The organism is Nocardioides sp. SR21 (assembly GCF_022761125.1).
GTDB lineage: Bacteria > Actinomycetota > Actinomycetes > Propionibacteriales > Nocardioidaceae > Nocardioides.
Map to the genome: position 1 here is coordinate 14,296 of NZ_JAKWJR010000007.1, position 17,127 is coordinate 31,422.

At 72.2% G+C, this 17,127-nt stretch carries 15 protein-coding genes; 11 read left to right on the plus strand and 4 right to left on the minus strand.

Annotation, left to right across the window (positions count from 1 at the left end; translation table 11 throughout):
• The first annotated feature begins 99 nt into the window (after positions 1–99).
• The 6 genes from MJ604_RS14145 to MJ604_RS14170 all read left to right on the plus strand — a co-directional run bounded on the left by MJ604_RS14145 (position 100) and on the right by MJ604_RS14170 (position 8,408).
• Positions 100–534 (plus strand): Zn-ribbon domain-containing OB-fold protein, encoded by a 435-nt coding sequence (locus tag MJ604_RS14145; protein WP_243059110.1) that lies wholly within the window; start codon positions 100–102, stop codon positions 532–534.
• The gene (locus MJ604_RS14150) at positions 531–1,721 is read left to right on the plus strand and encodes a lipid-transfer protein (protein ID WP_243059111.1); all 1,191 of its coding nucleotides are present in this window, start codon (positions 531–533) and stop codon (positions 1,719–1,721) included. Before MJ604_RS14145 ends, MJ604_RS14150 begins: the two co-directional genes overlap by 4 nt.
• 265 nt (positions 1,722–1,986) lie before the next feature.
• Positions 1,987–3,438, plus strand: a complete 1,452-nt coding sequence (locus MJ604_RS14155) for a cytochrome ubiquinol oxidase subunit I (RefSeq protein WP_243059112.1) — start codon at positions 1,987–1,989, stop codon at positions 3,436–3,438.
• A gap of 39 nt (positions 3,439–3,477) precedes the next feature.
• A complete protein-coding gene (gene cydB, locus MJ604_RS14160) occupies positions 3,478–4,494 on the plus strand; it encodes a cytochrome d ubiquinol oxidase subunit II (protein ID WP_243059113.1) in 1,017 nt (338 codons plus the stop codon).
• A 61-nt stretch (positions 4,495–4,555) separates the two neighbouring features.
• Positions 4,556–7,756, plus strand: a complete 3,201-nt coding sequence (cydD, locus tag MJ604_RS14165) for a thiol reductant ABC exporter subunit CydD (RefSeq protein WP_243059114.1) — start codon at positions 4,556–4,558, stop codon at positions 7,754–7,756.
• The gene (locus tag MJ604_RS14170; protein WP_243059115.1) at positions 7,749–8,408 is read left to right on the plus strand and encodes a response regulator transcription factor; all 660 of its coding nucleotides are present in this window, start codon (positions 7,749–7,751) and stop codon (positions 8,406–8,408) included. Before cydD ends, MJ604_RS14170 begins: the two co-directional genes overlap by 8 nt.
• 12 nt (positions 8,409–8,420) lie before the next feature.
• Here MJ604_RS14170 and MJ604_RS14175 read toward each other — a convergent pair whose 3' ends face one another.
• The 3 genes from MJ604_RS14175 to MJ604_RS14185 form a co-directional block, all read right to left on the minus strand.
• Complete coding sequence (locus MJ604_RS14175; protein WP_243059116.1) at positions 8,421–9,983, minus strand: GAF domain-containing protein; 1,563 nt, start codon at positions 9,981–9,983, stop codon at positions 8,421–8,423.
• A gap of 31 nt (positions 9,984–10,014) precedes the next feature.
• Complete coding sequence (locus MJ604_RS14180; protein ID WP_243059117.1) at positions 10,015–10,455, minus strand: pyridoxamine 5'-phosphate oxidase family protein; 441 nt, start codon at positions 10,453–10,455, stop codon at positions 10,015–10,017.
• A gap of 79 nt (positions 10,456–10,534) precedes the next feature.
• Entirely contained in the window at positions 10,535–11,098 is a 564-nt protein-coding gene (locus tag MJ604_RS14185) for a TIGR03086 family metal-binding protein (RefSeq protein ID WP_243059118.1), read from the minus strand.
• A 26-nt stretch (positions 11,099–11,124) separates the two neighbouring features.
• Here MJ604_RS14185 and MJ604_RS14190 point away from each other — a divergent pair, with 26 nt between their 5' ends.
• Positions 11,125–11,928, plus strand: a complete 804-nt coding sequence (locus MJ604_RS14190; RefSeq protein ID WP_243059119.1) for an enoyl-CoA hydratase — start codon at positions 11,125–11,127, stop codon at positions 11,926–11,928.
• Between the two features lie 411 nt (positions 11,929–12,339).
• Here MJ604_RS14190 and MJ604_RS14195 read toward each other — a convergent pair whose 3' ends face one another.
• On the minus strand, positions 12,340–12,705 hold the full coding sequence (locus MJ604_RS14195; protein WP_243059121.1) for a YchJ family protein: 366 nt from the start codon (positions 12,703–12,705) through the stop codon (positions 12,340–12,342).
• Between the two features lie 22 nt (positions 12,706–12,727).
• On the opposite strand from MJ604_RS14195, the gene MJ604_RS14200 reads away from it, so the two are divergent.
• From MJ604_RS14200 to MJ604_RS14215, 4 genes are read left to right on the plus strand one after another with little or no spacing between them, the layout of a single operon-like run.
• A complete protein-coding gene (locus MJ604_RS14200; protein ID WP_243059122.1) occupies positions 12,728–13,174 on the plus strand; it encodes a hypothetical protein in 447 nt (148 codons plus the stop codon).
• A gap of 35 nt (positions 13,175–13,209) precedes the next feature.
• Positions 13,210–14,607, plus strand: coding sequence for a magnesium chelatase (locus MJ604_RS14205; protein WP_243059123.1), 1,398 nt, complete (start codon positions 13,210–13,212; stop codon positions 14,605–14,607).
• The gene (locus tag MJ604_RS14210; RefSeq protein ID WP_243059124.1) at positions 14,600–15,076 is read left to right on the plus strand and encodes a GNAT family N-acetyltransferase; all 477 of its coding nucleotides are present in this window, start codon (positions 14,600–14,602) and stop codon (positions 15,074–15,076) included. Before MJ604_RS14205 ends, MJ604_RS14210 begins: the two co-directional genes overlap by 8 nt.
• Entirely contained in the window at positions 15,073–17,124 is a 2,052-nt protein-coding gene (locus tag MJ604_RS14215) for a VWA domain-containing protein (protein ID WP_243059127.1), read from the plus strand. The genes MJ604_RS14210 and MJ604_RS14215 overlap by 4 nt, the downstream gene beginning before the upstream one ends.
• Positions 17,125–17,127 lie beyond the last annotated feature (3 nt).

The following is a 17,127-nucleotide window of genomic DNA, read 5'->3' on the forward strand; positions in this document are numbered from 1 at the left end:
CCGCAGCGCTCGGGTGCAGGGGTCTCGACGACGCTCGCTGGCGCTCGCTGCTCGGCCACCGTGCATAATGAGAACCTGTTCTAGTTCTCAGGAGGGCGGATGACCACGACGCCGGTGATCGACGGCTGGTTCACGACCGGACCGGAGCCCGCGCTGCTCGGGTCGCGGTGCACCACGTGCGAGACGGTCTACTTCCCGCCCACGCAGGGCTTCTGCCGCAACCCGGCCTGCTCCGGCGACGAGTTCGCCGAGACGGCGCTGTCGCGGCGCGGGACGATCTGGTCGTACACCGACGCGCAGTACCAACCGCCGCCACCGTACGTCCCGCCGACCGACCCGTTCGAGCCGTTCGCGCTGGCCGCGGTCGAGCTCCCGGAGGGACTGGTCGTGCTCGGCCAGGTCGCCAAGGGGTACGGCGTCGCCGACCTGCGCGTCGGCGGTGAGGTCGAGCTCGTCGTCGAGACGCTGCACGACGACCTCTCCATCTGGCGCTGGAAGCCGGTCACCGAGATGGGCGAGGAGGCGGACCAGTGAGCAACGACGTCGCCGTTGCGGGCGTGGGCATGCACCCGTGGGGCAAGTGGGGTCGCAACTTCGTGGAGTACGGCGTGCACGCCTCCCGCGCGGCGCTCGCCGACTCCGGCATCGACTGGCGCGACGTCGACCTGATCGTCGGCGGTGAGACCGTCCGCAACGGCTACGCCGGCTACGTCGCCGGCGCGACGTTCGCCCAGGCGCTGGGCTGGAACGGCGCCAAGGTCGCCACGTCGTACGCCGCCTGCGCGACCGGCGCCCAGGCGCTCGACACCGCCCGCGCGCGGATCCTGGCGGGGATGTCCGAGGTCGCGCTCGTCGTCGGCTCCGACACGACCCCCAAGGGCTTCCTCGCGCCGAACGCGGGGGAGCGCTGGGACGACCCCGACTGGCTGCGGTTCCGGCTGCTCGGCATGACGAACCCGGCGTACTTCGCGCTCTACGCGCGGCGCCGGATGGACCTCTACGGCGCGACCGCCGAGGACTTCGCGCAGGTGAAGGTCAAGAACGCCAGGCACGGGCTGGAGAACCCGAACGCCCGCTACCGCAAGGAGGTCAGCGTCGAGGACGTGCTGACCAGCGCGGTGGTCTCGGACCCCCTGCACCTGCTGGACATCTGCGCCACCTCGGACGGCGCGGCCGCGGTCGTGCTGTGCTCGACGGAGTACGCCGCGCGCCACGGCATCGGCGGCGGGGTGAAGATCAACGCGATCTCCACGGTCACGCCGACCTTCCCGCAGACCGTCATCGACATGCCGCTGCTGTCCACCGAGTCGACGAACGCCGTGCCCGCGCCCGAGCGGACGTTCAAGGAGTCGATCGGGCAGGCGGCGTACGAGGAAGCCGGCATCGACCCGGCCGACGTCAGCCTGGCCGAGGTCTACGACCTGTCGACCGCGCTCGAGCTCGACTGGATCGAGGACCTGCAGCTCTGCAAGCGCGGCGAGGCCGAGGTCCTGCTGCGTGCCGGCGACACCACGATCGGCGGCCGGATCCCGGTCAACCCGTCCGGCGGGCTCGCCTGCTTCGGCGAGGCCGTGCCTGCCCAGGCGCTCGCGCAGGTGTGCGAGGTGACCTGGCAGCTGCGCGGCCAGGCGGCCGGCCGCCAGGTCGAGGGCGCCCGGGTCGGCATCACCGCCAACCAGGGTCTCTTCGGGCACGGCTCCTCGGTGATCCTGAGCGTGTAGGCCGTTGGTCGAGCTCGTCGAGAGCCCGGTAGCCGACGTCGTTCCGCTGCGGGGTCTCGACGGCGCCCGCTGGAGCTCGCTGCTCGACCGACGGGGGCTGTCACGGTCGGGCGCCGTCCCCGGTCGAGCCTGTCGAGACGCAGGTAAAGGACTTTTGGCCCGAACCGGGTGACCCTCGGCCCGGGCGCGCTGCGGGACGGTCTTCCTAGCGTGTCTGCGACGCGTCGGATCGGTGCGTCGGACGACAGCGGATCGGAGTGCGCGGGTGGACATCCTCGACATTGCTCGGTGGCAGTTCGGGATCATCACGGTCTACCACTTCCTGTTCGTGCCGATCACGATCGGGCTCACCGCGCTGGTCGCGGCGATGGAGACCCAGTGGCTGCGGACCAGGTCGCCGGAGTGGCTGCGGCTGACGAAGTTCTTCGGGAAGCTGATGCTGATCAACTTCGCGATCGGCGTCGTGACCGGCATCGTGCAGGAGTTCCAGTTCGGCATGAACTGGTCCGACTACTCCCGCTTCGTGGGGGACGTCTTCGGCGCTCCGCTGGCGGTCGAGGCGCTGCTCGCGTTCTTCCTCGAGTCGACGTTCCTCGGGCTCTGGATCTTCGGCTGGGACAAGCTGCCGCGCGGCCTGCACGCCGCCTGCATGTGGATCGTGCACCTCGGCACCCTGGCCAGCAGCTGGTTCATCCTCGCGGCGAACTCCTGGATGCAGCACCCGGTCGGCTACGAGTACAACCCCGACAGCGGCCGCGCCGAGCTCACCGACTTCTGGGCGGTGATGTTCAACAAGGTCCAGCTCGCGACGTTCCCGCACGTCGTGTTCGCGGCGTACATGACCGGGGCCGCCTTCATCCTCGGCATCTCCGCCTGGCTCTACGTCCGTGACCGGACGCCGGACCCGGACCGCGCGATGTACCGCAAGGGCATCCGCTTCGGCGCCTGGGTGCTGCTGGTCGCCGGGATGGGCGTCGCGATCAGCGGCGACTACCAGGGCAAGATCATGACCGAGGTCCAGCCGATGAAGATGGCGGCGGCCGAGGCGCTCTACGACACCGAGGACTCCTGCGCGCCGTTCTCGATCTTCACGATCGGAACGCCGGACGGGCAGGAGGAGAAGTTCTCGATCACCGTGCCGTGCCTGCTGTCCTTCCTCGGCACCGGCAGCTTCGACGGCAAGGTCGAAGGCATCAACGACCTGCGCGCGCAGTACCAGGAGGAGTTCGGCCAGGACCCGGGCGCCCGCTACTACGACCCCTCCGGCAACTACTCGCCGATCATCCCGATCACCTACTGGACGTTCCGCTACATGATCGGCATGGGCCTGCTGTCGGCGCTCTTCGCCTCGCTGATCCTGTTCCTGACCCGCAAGGGTCGCGCGCCGACGTCGAAGTGGTTCGGCCGGATGGCGATCGCGACGCCGATCGTCACCGTCCTCGGCAGCTCGTTCGGCTGGATCTTCACCGAGATGGGCCGCCAGCCCTGGGTGGTGTTCGGCCTGATGACCACGCCGCACGGCGTCTCGCCAGGGGTGAGCACGACCGAGGCGTGGATCTCGATCATCTCGCTGGTGCTGATCTACGCGGTGCTCATGGTCGTCGAGCTCGGCCTGATCATCCGGGTCGTGAAGAAGGGCGCCGACCCGTTCCAGGAGCCGCCCGACCCGGGACGTGACGCCGACGACGAAGACCGCCCGCTGGCGTTCGCCTACTGAGGTGTCTCGACTGGCTCGACAACCGAAAGTCTAGGAGCGATGGAACTCACCACCGTCTGGTTCTGCCTGATCGCCGTCCTCTGGATCGGCTACTTCACCCTCGAGGGCTTCGACTTCGGGGTCGGCATGCTGCTGCCGTGGCTGGCGCGGGACGACCGCGAGCGGCGCATCATGATCAACACCATCGGCCCGGTCTGGGACGGCAACGAGGTCTGGGTCCTCACCGCCGGCGGTGCGACGTTCGCGGCGTTCCCCGAGTGGTACGCGACGCTCTTCAGCGGCTTCTACCTGCCGCTGCTGCTGATCCTGCTCGCGCTGATCGTGCGCGGCGTCGCGTTCGAGTACCGCCACCAGCGCCCCGAGGCCTCCTGGCACTCCTGGTGGGACCGCGCGATCATCGTCGGCTCCTACGTCCCGGCGTTCCTCTGGGGAGTCGCGTTCGCCAACATCGTCCGCGGGGTGCCGATCGACGAGAACAAGGAGTTCACCGGCACGATCTTCACGCTGCTCAACCCGTTCGGGCTGCTCGGCGGGCTGGTCACGCTGCTGCTCTTCCTCACCCACGGCGCGACGTTCCTGGCGCTCAAGACCGACGGTGAGATCCGGTTCCGTGCCCGTCGCGTCGCGGTCGGCTCGGGGATGCTCGCCGCCGCAGCAGCCGTGGCGTTCCTCGTGTGGGTGCAGGTCGACACCGGCAACGCCGGGTCGGCGGCGCTGTTCGCCGGAGCCGCGCTCGCGCTCCTCGCCGGCATCGCGACGGCGTACGCCGGTCGCGAGGGCTGGGCGTTCATCGGGACGTTCGCGTGCATCGGGCTGGCCGTGGCCGGGCTGTTCGTCGGCCTGTTCCCCGACGTGATGCCGTCCTCGACCAACGAGGCGTTCTCGCTGACGGCCACCAACGCGTCCGCGACCGACTACACGCTCAAGGTGATGACGATCGTCGCGGCGGTCTTCACACCGATCGTGCTCGGCTACCAGGCCTGGACCTACTGGGTGTTCCGCAAGCGGATCTCCGAGCACCACATCTCCGACGAGAAGCTGGAAGCCGTGGCATGACCACCCCACGACGGTCTTCTCCTCCGCGTCGCTCCCCCGAACAACGCCGCGGGGGCCCCGGATGAGGCCCACCGATCCGCGGGTCCGGCAGCAGCTGGCGCCTGCGCGGCGGCCGCTCGCCGTCGTGCTGGTGGCGGGCGTCCTCGGCAGCCTGCTCCTGGTCGGCCAGGCCTGGGCGGTCACCGAGCTGATCCTGGCCGCGATCGGCGACGGTCCGGTCGGTGCCTGGGCCCTGGCGGTCGTCGCGGTGTTCGCGGCCCGGTCGCTCGTCGGTTGGACGAGCGACGCGATGGCCGCGCGGGCGGCCGCGCTCGTCGGCGGCGACGTACGGCGGCGCGTGGTCGGCGCGATCCTGCGCGACGGCGGTGCCGGCCGGCCCACCGGCGAGCTCGCCGGGCTGGCGACGCGAGGCGCGAGCGCCGCCGAGCCGTACCTCACCCGCTACGTGCCGACGCTCGTGCTCGCCGGCGTGCTGCCGGTCGTGACGCTGGTGGCGATCGCAACGCAGGACCCGATGAGCGCGCTGATCGTCGTGGTGACGCTGCCGCTGATCCCGGTGTTCGGCATCCTCGTCGGCCTCGCCACCCAGGACCGCGCCCGGTCGCAGTGGCGCGCGCTCACCTCACTGTCAGGGCACTTCCTGGACGTGATGCGCGGGCTGCCGACGCTGGTCGCGTTCCGGCGGGCGGAGGCGCAGTCGGCGACGATCCGTGCGGTGACCGAGCGGTACCGCGCGCGCACGCTGCGCACCCTCCAGGTCGCGTTCGCGTCCTCCGCGGTGCTGGAGCTGGTGGCCACGCTGTCGGTCGCGCTGGTCGCGGTCACGGTCGGCATCCGGCTCGCGCACGGCGACCTCGACCTCGAGACCGCCCTGGTCGTGCTGCTGCTCGCGCCGGAGGCGTACTGGCCGCTGCGCCGCGTCGGGCAGGAGTTCCATGCCGCGGCCGAGGGTGTCGCGACGTTCGAGGCGGCGAGCGAGCTCACCGGCGCCGCTGACGCGACGCCCACCCGGCGGCCCGGCGCGCTGGTCGTCGAGCACGTGTCGGTGCTGCGGCCCGGCCGCGCCGTACCCGCCCTCGACGACGTCAGCCTGGCCGTCCCCGACCGCGGGGTGCTCGCGATCACCGGCCCGTCCGGCTGCGGCAAGTCCACGCTGCTGGCGGTGCTCGCCGGGCTGCTCGAGCCGACGTCCGGCGTCGTGCACGGCCCGCCGCGCGACCGGATCGCGTGGCTGCCGCAACGTCCGGTCTTCGTCGCGGGCACCGTCGCCGACAACCTGCGCCTCGCGGTGCCGTCCGCGACCGACGACCAGCTCCGCGCGGCGCTCGCGCAGGTCGCGTTCCCCGTCGACCTCGACACCCCGCTCGGCGAGGACGGCGCCACGCTGTCGGCCGGCGAGCGGGCGCGCCTGGCGCTCGCCCGGGTGGTGCTGGCCGAGCGGCCCTACGTGCTGCTCGACGAGCCGACCGCGCACCTCGACCCGGAGACCGAGCGGGTCATCGCCGAGACCGTCCGCGAGCTCGGCCGGCGCAGCGCGGTCGTCGTGGTCGCGCACCGCCCGGCACTGGTCGCGCTCGCGGACCGCGTCGTCACGCTGCCGGTACCCGAGGCCGTCGTTCCGGTGCGGCCCGCGTCGGTCGCCGCTCGCCCCACGCCGCCTGCCGAGCCGGTCGAGGAGAAGCGCCACGGACTGGGGCTGCCCACGATCCTGGGAGGCCTGGCGTCGGCGTCCGGGGTCGCGCTCACCGCGACCGCCGGGTGGCTGATCGTCGAGGCGTCGACGCAGCCGCCGATCATGACGCTGCTGGTGGCGATCGTCGCGGTGCGCACGTTCGGCATCGCGCGGCCCGTGCTGCGGTACGCCGAGCGGCTGCGGTCCCACGACGTCGTGCTCGGCATGCTCGCCGACCGCCGGGTCGAGGTGTACGACGCGGTCGTCCCCCTCACTCCCGGCGCCCTCGGCCGCCGGCGCGGCGACCTGCTCGCCGCGGTCGTCGACGACGTCGACAGCGTGCTGGACCGTGAGCTGCGCGTGCGGATGCCGGTGCGCGGCTTCGCGATCGCCGCCGCGCTCGCGCTGGTGTTCACGGCGTTCACGGCCCCGGTCGTGGTGCCGGTGGTGCTCGGGCTGTGCGCCGCCGGCGCGGTCGGGTACCTGCTCGCCCGGCGGGGTGCGGCCCGCGCCGAGCGCGTCGCGGTCGCCACCCGCGCGGAGCTGTCCGAGGCGGTCGTCGAGGCCGCGCAGACCGCGAGCGAGCTGACGATGTGGCAGGCCGAGCAGCGTGCGGTCGCCCGGGTCGCGGCGCTCGGCGACGAGCTCGGCCGGCGTACCGTCGCCGCGGCCACCTGGGCCGCGTCCGGCCGAGCGCTCGTGCTGCTGTGCTCGGGACTCGGCGTGGCCGCCGCCGCGCTGCTGCTGCCCGGGCGGGTGTCCGACCCGCTGCTGGCCCTGCTCGCGCTGCTCCCGCTCGCGCTCGGCGAGGCCGCGGCCGGGCTGGCCGATGCGGGTGCGCTCGCCAGCCGGACCCGTGCCGCGGAGGACCGGCTCGCCGCCCTGGCGGACCGTGAGCCCGCGGTGCGCGACCCCGGGACCGCGGTGGCCCTCGCCGACCACGACGTGGCCGTCACCGGGGTCGCGGCCGCATGGGACGGGCGTGAGGTGCTGCGCGACCTCGACCTGACACTGGCGCCGGGCGAGCGGGTCGCGGTCGTCGGCCCGACCGGCTCCGGCAAGAGCACCCTGGCCTCGCTGCTGCTGCGGTTCGTCGACCCGACCCGCGGGGTGGTGTCGCTGGGCGGCCGCGCGCTGCCGGACCTGGCGCTCGACGACGTGCGCCGTACCGTCGGCCTCGTCGACGACGACCCCCACGTCTTCGCCACCACGCTGGGGGAGAACGTGCGGCTGGCCCGGCCGTCGGCCACGGACGCCGAGGTCGAGCTCGCCCTGCGCGCGGCGCGGCTCGGCGACTGGCTCGACGCGCTGCCCGACGGGACGGCCAGCTGGCTCGGCGACGGCCACGCGGACGTGTCCGGGGGCGAGCGGGCCCGGATCGCGATCGCCCGGTCACTGCTCGCCGACCAGCCGGTGCTCGTGCTCGACGAGCCGGCCGCGCACCTCGACGGCGCGACCGCCGAGGCGCTGGCCGCCGAGGTCCTCGACAGCTCCGGTCGCTCCGTCGTCTGGATCACGCACGCGGAGGCGGGGCTGGACCGCGTCGACCGGGTGCTCAGCCTGGACCTGATAGGAAGTGCGCATGACTGAGGGCACGATCCGCGTCTACCTCCTCGACGACCACGAGGTCGTCCGGCAAGGCCTGCGCGCGCTCCTGGAGAGTGCCGGCGGCATCGAGGTGGTCGGCGAGTCCGGGTCGGCAGAGGACGCTGCGCACCGGATCCCCGCGCTGCGCCCGCACGTCGCGGTGCTCGACGCCCGGCTCCCGGACGGCTCGGGCATCGAGGTCTGCCGCACCGTGCGGGCCGTCGACCCGTCCATCCAGGCGCTGATCCTCACGTCGTACGACGACGACGAGGCGCTGTTCGCGGCGATCATGGCGGGCGCGGCCGGCTACGTGCTCAAGGAGATCAAGGGGCGTGACCTGATCTCGGCGATCCGCCAGGTGGCCGAGGGCAAGTCGCTGATCGACCCGAGCCTGACCGCGCGGGTGCTGGAGCGCGTGCGCAACCCTCCGCGGACCGCGCCGGAGCTCGCCGACCTGACCGAGCAGGAGCTGAAGCTGCTCGAGCTGATCGCCGAGGGGCTCACCAACCGGCAGATCGGGGAGCGGATGTTCCTGGCCGAGAAGACGGTCAAGAACTACGTGTCGAGCATCCTCGCCAAGCTCGGGCTCGAGCGGCGTACCCAGGCCGCGGTCCTCGCCAGCAAGCTGCTGGACCCCGAGACCGGTCACCTCTGACCACGGCTGCCCCTACTGCAGGGGCACGTGCCAGACGAACGACGTGCCGTGCGGCTCGCGCGGGGTCAGCTCCAGCGCACCCCCCAGGGTCGCGGCCCGGCGACGGGCGTTGCGCAGCCCGTGCTCGGTCGCGTTGCGGATCCCGGCCGGGATCCCGACGCCGTCGTCGAGGACGGTGAGCCGGACCTCGGTCGCGTTCACCTCGAGCTCGATCGACCCGGTGTGCGCGGCGGCGTGCCGGGCGACGTTGGACAGCGCCTCGCGCAGCACGGGGAGCAGGTGGTGCCGGACGTCGGGAGGTACGGCGGTGTCGACCGGCCCGACGGTCCGCACCGGCGGCTCGAAGTGGAGCAGCGGCGCGTACTCGTGGGCCAGCGCGTTCAGGTCGGCGCGCAGCGACGCGCTCTGGTCGCTGTGCTGGAGCTTGAAGATCGTGCCGCGGATGTCCTTGATCGTGAGGTCGAGGGCGTCGACCGCGTCGTCGAGGCGGGCGTTGACGTCGGGGGAGTCGACGAGCATGCCGATGCTCTGGAGCTGCAGGCCGGTGGCGAAGATCCGCTGGATCACCAGGTCGTGCAGGTCCCGCGCGATCCGCTCGCGGTCGGAGGTGACGGCGAGCTCCGCGCGGTCCTCGACACCCTGGGCGCGGTCCAGCGCCAGGCCGGCCTGGTCGGCGAAGGACGCGAGCAGCGCCCGGGCGTCGTCGGCCGGGACGTCGTCGGCCGAGTCGAACAGCACCGCCAGCACGCTGTCGTCGACCAGGTGCGAGCGCAGGGGGACGAGGGTCGCGGCGAACCCGCCCAGGCGTACGTCGACCGGGTCGGACTCGGGCCACCGCGCCGGGTCGAGGGTGGCGAGCGCGTGCTCGACCTCCCCCCGTCGGTCCGGGTCGGCCGCGATCGCGCGGGTCACGTCGGAGTCGATGCGGGCCACGGCCGCGGCCGTCGCGCCGGTCAGCGAGCGCGCGGTCCGGGCGACCTGGTCGAGCGCCGGCCCGGCCTCGATCGGCGGCTGCAGAGCCTCGTTCAGCTCGGCAGAGGCCTCGAGCCACTGCCGGCGCCGCTCGCTGATCCCGTACGCGCGAGCGTTCTCGATCACGAAGCCGGCGGCGGTCGCGAGCGCCTCGACCAGCCGCTCGTCCTCGATGCTGAAGGAGCGACCGCCGGACTTCTCGGTCAGGTAGAGGTTGCCGAACACCGTGCCGCGGATCCGCACCGGGACGCCCAGGAAGGTGCCCATCGGCGGGTGGTGCGGCGGGAAGCCCACCGAGCCCGGGTGCTGCGCGAGGTCGTCGAGCCGGATCGGCTCGGGGTGCTTGATCAGCAGGCCGAGGATGCCGCGGCCGTGCGGCGGCGGCCCGATGCTCGACCGCTCGTCGTCACCGATGCCGGTCGTCACGAAGTCCGCCAGGTGGTCGTCGCTGCCGAGCACGCCCAGGGCGCCGTACCGCGCCTCCGTCAGCCGGGTCGCGGCCTGGACGATCCGGCTCAGGACGGCGTGCAGGTCGAGGTCGGACGAGATCGCGTTGACCGCGTCGAGCAGCGCGCGGGTGGACGCGGGGAGTACGTCGGGCACGCGGCTCAGTCTGCCCCAGCAACGGTCACGGTCACGGGAATCGTCGTACGGGCATGGACCCGACCAGGTCCCACGCCTCGCCGAGCCGGCGGCCGGTGAGCTCGTTCCAGCGCAGCCGCAGGTACAGGTTGCGGCCACCGCCGGCCCACGGCCGGGGCTCGCGGGTGTCACGGATGTGCTCGAGCTCCGTGGGGTCGCTCACGACGTCGCCGCGCCCGCGCGCCACCACGCTCCACCCGCGCTGCCTCTCGTGGTCGAACCAGTCCACCTCGAAGGCCAGGGTGGTGTCGCGCCCGTAGGTGCCGAGGACGCTGTACGGCGAGGTGCGGATGACGATCGCGTCGTCGAGCACGGCGTAGTTGACCGGGACGATGTGGGGGCCGGTCGGCGTGCAGATCGCCATCCGGCCGCCGACGCCTCCGCGCAGCAGCCGCAGACACTCGTCGTGACTCAGGTCGACCGACTCGGGCATGGCTACCTCCTCTGGGATTACCCCATCGTGAATCGCGCCACGCCTGGACGTCAGGGCCGATAGTCCCGACTTCGGAGGTCTACGGTGTGCGGCCGAGCAGCGCGGCGAGCCGATCGATGGCCCGCGCGTCGTCGGAGATCGGCTGCGGCGGGCCGAACGGCGTGCGGTCCGCGGGCAGCCGCTCCATCAGCGCCCGGCTGTGGGCGATGGCCCGCTCGGCCACCGCGCCGTCGATCGAGAGCGGCAGGTCGGCGCCGCGGGCGAGGTCCCACCCGTGCACCAGCGCCTCGATCGTGCGCAGCTCGGCGATGTGCGTGGGCGGCATCGGGCCGATGCCGGTCGGGTACGTCGCGCCCGGGTCGGCGGCGGCCAGCGCGTCGCGCAGCTCCCGGGCGCCGAGCTCGTAGGCGCGCGGCAGGTCCTCGAGGTCGACGGTCCGGGCGGCAGCGTCGATCCCCTCGAGGTCGTACTGCGTGCCGCCGAGCGACGTCGTGAACGCCCGCTCGCCGACCATCAGGTGCCGCAGCACGGCCGCGACGTCCCAGCCGTCGCACGGCGTCGGCAGGTCCCAGTCGTCCGGTGCCACGCCGACGGCGATCACGGTGACGGCGTTCTGGGCGTGCGCGAGGTCGTCGAGGTTCACGGCGACACTGTGCCACCCTCTCCACCATGTCCTTCGTCCTGGTCGACCGGCCGGTCCCCGAGGTCGCGGTCGTCACCCTGAACCGGCCCGAGCGCATGAACGCGATGGCGTACGACGTGATGGTGCCGTTCCGCGAGGCGCTGCTCTCGCTCGGCTCGGACAACGGGGTGCGGGCGGTCGTCGTGACCGGCGCGGGCTCGGGGTTCTGCTCCGGCGCCGACCAGGAGTCGGCCGGCGTACCGCCCGGGGTGGCCGGCGTGACGCGGCCGACGTACGCCCTGCGCGCGATGGAGGCGCTCGAGGACGTCGTGCTGACGATCAGGCGGCTGCACCAGCCGGTGATCGCGGCCGTCAACGGCGCGGCGATCGGCGGCGGGCTCTGCCTGGCGCTCGCCTGCGACCTGCGCCTGGCCGCGCCGACGGCGTACTTCCGCGCGGCGGGGATCAACAACGGCCTGACCGCCAGCGAGCTCGGGCTGTCGTTCCTGCTGCCGCGCGCGGTCGGGTCGACGCGGGCCGCCGACATCATGCTGACCGGGCGCGACGTCTCGGCAGAGGAGGCGGAGCGGATCGGGCTGGTGTCGTCCGTGGAGCCCGACGTGGTCGGCGCCGCCGTGTCGAGGGGGCAGACGATCGCCGGCTTCTCGCAGCCCGGCGTCGAGCTGACCAAGAAGTCGCTGCACGCCGGCCAGTCCGCCACCTCGCTGGAGACGTACCTGTCGTCGGAGGGGATCGGTCAGCTCTACCTGCGCCTGCTCACCGGCAACTTCGAGGAGGCGACGCTGGCCCGGCGCGAGGGCCGGGCGCCGAGGTTCACCGACGAGCGGTAGCGGTGTGCTGTCGTCGTCGCAGGTTCACCAGGTTATGCAGGCGAACCTGCACTTGCGGTAGCGGGTGTGCTGTCGTCGCAGGTTCACCAGGTTATGCAGGCGAACCTGCACTTGCGGTAGCGGGTGTGCTGTCGTCGCAGGTTCACCAGGTTATGCAGGCGAACCTGCACTTGCGGTAGCGGGTGTGCTGTCGTCGCAGGTTCACCAGGTTATGCAGGCGAACCTGCACTTGCGGTAGCGGGTGTGCTGTCGTCGCAGGTCCACCAGGTTATGCAGGCGAACCTGCACTTCTCATGGCATGCAGACCGTGAGAAGTGACGGTTCACCCACTGAACATGGTGAACCTGTGACCGTGAACCTGTAACCGCTGAACATGGTGAACCCGTGACCGTGAACCTGCGACCGGCCGACCTACGACACCTCGCCGTCGACGTACACCCAGCGCCCGCCGCGCTGTTCGAACCTGCTGACCTCGTGCATCGACCCGGCCCGCCCGCCCTGCTCGAACGTCGCCACGAACTCGACCCGGTCCTCGCTCGCGTCGACGATCGTGAGCCCGGTCCAGGTCAGCCCGAGGTCGGGGGAGAGGTCGTCGGGCCGGGTGCGCGGGTGCCAGGTGCGGAACACGTAGTCCACGTCGCCGACGGCGTACGCCGCGTAGCGCGACCGCATCAGCTCCTCGGCGGTCGTCGCCTGGGCGGCACCGCGGTGCAGCCGGCCGCAGCAGCGGTCGTACGGCGTGCCCGACCCGCAGGGGCACGCGGGCTGGAGATCCATGCCTGGACCCTACGATGCTCAGGTGACCGACTCGGCCGGTGAGATCAAGGAGATCGACGATGCCCTCGAGGCGATCCGCAAGGCGCTGTACGCGCTGAACCAGGCCGAGGAGAGGCTGCGCGACGCGCGCACCTGGTCGACGTACGACAGCTGGTTCGGTGGCTTCGCCGCGAGCGTGCTCAAGCGGCAGAAGGTGGACCGGGCGGACCAGTCGGTGCGCAGCGTCGACTACGCGCTGGCCGAGGTACGCCGCGAGCTCGCGGACGTCGACATCCACGACGTCGGCGGCCTCGGGGTCGGATCGACGGCGCGCACGCTCGACGTGTGGTTCGACAACCTCTTCACCGACCTGTGGATCGGGCGCCGGCTGAAGAAGGCGCAGGAGCGCAGCTCTCGGATCTCCCGGGCGCTGGTCACCATGCAGTCGCAGCTGCAGGGCCGTCGCGCGGAGCTGCTCACGAAACCCTGACGCCCGGATTGGATCGCGGCAGTAGCGTGAGGGTCGTGACTGCTCCCTCCGTTCAGCCCACCATCGGCACGGTCGGAGAGCTGCGTGCCTCCGGCCACGTCCAGAAGTCCCTGCGCGAGGAGATCCGCGCGAACCTGCTCGCCGCGCTCCGCGAGGGCCGGGACCCGTGGCCGGGCCTGCACGGCTTCGACGACACCGTGATCCCGCAGCTCGAGCGCGCCCTGATCGCCGGGCACGACGTGGTGCTGCTCGGTGAGCGCGGCCAGGGCAAGACCCGGCTGCTGCGCACGATGATCGGGCTGCTCGACGAGTGGACGCCGGTGATCTCCGGCTCCGAGCTCGGCGAGCACCCGTACGAACCGATCACGCACGCGTCCAAGGCCGCGGTCGCGACGTACGGCGACGACCTGCGCGTCTCGTGGCGCCACCGTGACGAGCGGTACGCCGAGAAGCTCGCCACCCCGGACACCAGCGTCGCCGACCTGATCGGTGACGTCGACCCGATGAAGGTCGCCGAGGGCCGGTCGCTGGGTGACCCCGAGACCATCCACTTCGGGCTGATCCCGCGCAGCCACCGCGGCATCGTCGCGATCAACGAGCTGCCCGACCTCGCCGAGCGGATCCAGGTCGCGATGCTCAACGTGATGGAGGAGCGCGACATCCAGATCCGCGGCTACGTGCTGCGGCTGCCGCTCGACGTGCTGGTGGTTGCCAGCGCGAACCCCGAGGACTACACCAACCGCGGCCGCATCATCACCCCGCTCAAGGACCGCTTCGGCGCGGAGATCCGCACCCACTACCCGACCGAGCTCGAGGACGAGGTCGCGGTGATCCGGCAGGAGGCCGACCTGGTCGCCGAGGTGCCGGACGCGCTGATCGAGGTGCTGGCCCGGTTCACCCGCCAGCTGCGCGAGTCCAACGCCGTCGACCAGCGCTCGGGTGTCTCCGCGCGGTTCGCGATCGCGGGCGCCGAGACCATCGCCGCCGCCGCTCTGCACCGCGCCACCTCCCAGGGCGAGGACGAGGCCGTCGCCCGGGTCGTCGACCTGGAGACCGCGGTCGACGTGCTGGGCGGCAAGATCGAGTTCGAGAGCGGCGAGGAGGGTCGCGAGACCGAGATCCTCACGCACCTGCTCCGCACCGCGACCGCCGAGGCCGTCCGCACGCACTTCCGCGGGCTCGACTTCGCACTGCTGGTCGAGGCGATCGAGAACGGCGCGATGGTCACCACCGGCGAGCAGGTCACGGCGCGCGACTTCCTCACCGGCCTGCCGGTGCTGGGCGAGTCCGAGCTGTACGACGACGTGTGCGAGCGCTTCGGCGCGACCAACGACGGCGAGCGGGCGTGCGCGATCGAGCTCGCGCTCGAAGGCCTGTACCTCGCCCGGAAGATCGGGAAGGACACCGACGGCTCGGAGACCGTCTATGGCTGACCCCGCCACGATCCGACCGGGCACCGTCGCGGACGCCGCGTCGCTGGCCGAGCTCGGGCGTGCGGTCATCCCCGCGACCTACGGGCACCTCTCCGAGGCCGAGGCGACCCACACCCTTGAGACCTGGTGGTCGGAGGAGGCGCTCGCCGAGTCGCTCGAACGCATCCCGCACTGGGTCGCCGTCGGCCCCACCGACCGCGTCGTGGGCGTCAGCAACCTGGGCACCCGCGACGACCGCAACGTCATGTGGAAGCTCTACATCCACCCCGACCAGCAGGGCACCGGGCTCGGCCGCGCGCTGCTCGACAGGGTCATCGAGGAGAACGGCGACCAGCCGCTGTGGCTCTCGTACGTCGAGGGCAACGAGCGGGCGGCCGGGTTCTACGTCGCGCACGGCTTCGTCGAGCAGCATCGTGCCCCGGACCCGCCGTACCCCGACCAGGTGTGGATGCGGAGGGATCCGTCGTGAAGGACCGCACCCGCTTCAAGAGGTACGACGGCGGCGACCCGCTCGCCGCGCCCGTCGACCTGGCCGAGGCGCTCGACGCCATCGGCGAGGACGTGATGGCGGGGTACTCACCCGAGCGGGCGATGCGCGAGTTCCTGCGGCGCGGCGGTCGCGACCAGACCGGCCTCGACGACCTGGCGCGCCGCGTCGCCGAGCGGCGCCGCGAGCTGACCCAGCGGCACAACCTGGACGGCACGCTGCAGGAGGTCCGCGAGCTGCTGGACCACGCCCTGCTGGAGGAGCGCAAGCAGCTGGCCCGCGACGCGATGATGGACGACGGCGACCGGGCGTTCCGCGAGATGCAGCTGGAGAACCTCCCGCCGAACACCGCGGCCGCCGTGAGCGAGCTGTCGTCGTACGACTGGCAGAGCCGCGAGGCCCGGGAGGACTACGAGAAGATCAAGGACCTGCTCGGCCGCGAGCTGCTCGACCAGCGGTTCGCCGGCATGAAGCAGGCGCTGGAGAACGCCACCGACGAGGACCGCACCGCGGTCAACGAGATGCTCCAGGACCTCAACGACCTGCTGGAGAAGCACCGGCTCGGTGAGGACACCCAGCAGGACTTCGACGAGTTCATGGACAAGCACGGGGACTTCTTCCCCGAGAACCCGCAGAACATCGACGAGCTGCTCGACTCGATGGCCCAGCGGGCCGCAGCCGCGCAGCGGATGCTGAACTCGATGTCGCCCGAGCAGCGCGAGCAGCTGATGCAGCTCTCGCAGCAGGCGTTCGGCTCGCCCGAGCTGATGGACTCCCTCAACCGGCTCGACTCCAACCTCCAGGCGCTGCGCCCCGGCGAGGACTGGGGCGGCTCCGAGCAGATGTCGGGCGAGGAGGGCCTCGGCCTCGGCGACGGCACCGGTGTGTTCCAGGACCTTGCCGACCTCGACGCCCTCAGCGACCAGCTCTCGCAGTCGTACGGCGGCGCGCGCATGGACGACCTCGACCTCGACAAGCTGGCTCGCCAGCTCGGCGACGAGGCCGCGGTCGACGCCCGCACCCTGCAGCGCCTCGAGCAGGCGCTGCGCGACTCCGGGTACATGAAGCGCGGTACCGACGGGCAGCTGCGGCTGTCCCCGAAGGCGATGCGCCAGCTCGGCAAGGCGCTGCTGCGCGACGTCGCCGAGCGGATGAACGGCCGTCAGGGACAGCGCGAGCTCCAGCGCGCCGGCGCTGCCGGCGACCTGTCCGGGGCGACCCGGGAATGGGCGTTCGGCGACACCGAGCCCTGGCACGTCCCGCGCACGATGCTCAACGGCGTGCTGCGCCGCGCCGGTGCCCTGCGAGACGCCTCGTCCCTCGGCTCCTCAGGAGCCGCCGCTGTGCCACTCGTCAGTGTCGAGGACATCGAGGTGCAGGAGACCGAGGCGCGCACCCAGGCCGCGGTCGCGCTGCTCGTCGACACGTCGTTCTCGATGGCGATGGACGGTCGCTGGGTGCCGATGAAGCGCACCGCCCTCGCGCTGCACACGCTGATCAAGTCGCGCTTCCGCGGCGACGACCTCCAGCTGATCGGCTTCGGCCGGCACGCCGAGGTGATGGAGATCGAGCAGCTCACCGGGCTCGATGCGATGTGGGACAAGGGCACGAACCTGCACCACGCGCTGCTGCTCGCCAACCGGCACTTCCGCAAGCACCCCAACGCCCAGCCGGTGCTGCTGATCGTCACCGACGGCGAGCCGACGTCCCACCTCGAGCCCGACGGCGAGGTCTTCTTCTCCTACCCGCCGCACCCGTTGACCGTCGCGTACGCCGTGCGCGAGCTCGACAACGCCGGCCGCCTCGGCGCGCAGACGACGTTCTTCCGGCTCGGCGAGGACCCGGGCCTCGCGCGGTTCATCGACCAGATGGCGCGCCGCGTCGACGGTCGGGTGGTCGCGCCCGAGCTCGACGACCTCGGTGCAGCCGTGGTCGGGTCCTACCTCGGCTCCCGCGGCTCGCGTGGCGGTGGGATCGGCGGAGGCTACGGCGACTGGTTCGGCGGCCGCGGCTTCTGGGTCGGCGACTAGCGA

Coding starts and splice junctions, on each gene's coding strand:
- MJ604_RS14145 (WP_243059110.1), top strand. CDS start 100: ATGACCACGACGCCGGTGATCGACGGCTGGTTCACGACCGGACCGGAG.
- cydD (WP_243059114.1), top strand. CDS start 4,556: ATGAGGCCCACCGATCCGCGGGTCCGGCAGCAGCTGGCGCCTGCGCGG.
- MJ604_RS14195 (WP_243059121.1), bottom strand. CDS start 12,705: ATGGATCTCCAGCCCGCGTGCCCCTGCGGGTCGGGCACGCCGTACGAC.
- MJ604_RS14170 (WP_243059115.1), top strand. CDS start 7,749: ATGACTGAGGGCACGATCCGCGTCTACCTCCTCGACGACCACGAGGTC.
- cydB (WP_243059113.1), top strand. CDS start 3,478: ATGGAACTCACCACCGTCTGGTTCTGCCTGATCGCCGTCCTCTGGATC.
- MJ604_RS14190 (WP_243059119.1), top strand. CDS start 11,125: ATGTCCTTCGTCCTGGTCGACCGGCCGGTCCCCGAGGTCGCGGTCGTC.
- MJ604_RS14180 (WP_243059117.1), bottom strand. CDS start 10,455: ATGCCCGAGTCGGTCGACCTGAGTCACGACGAGTGTCTGCGGCTGCTG.
- MJ604_RS14210 (WP_243059124.1), top strand. CDS start 14,600: ATGGCTGACCCCGCCACGATCCGACCGGGCACCGTCGCGGACGCCGCG.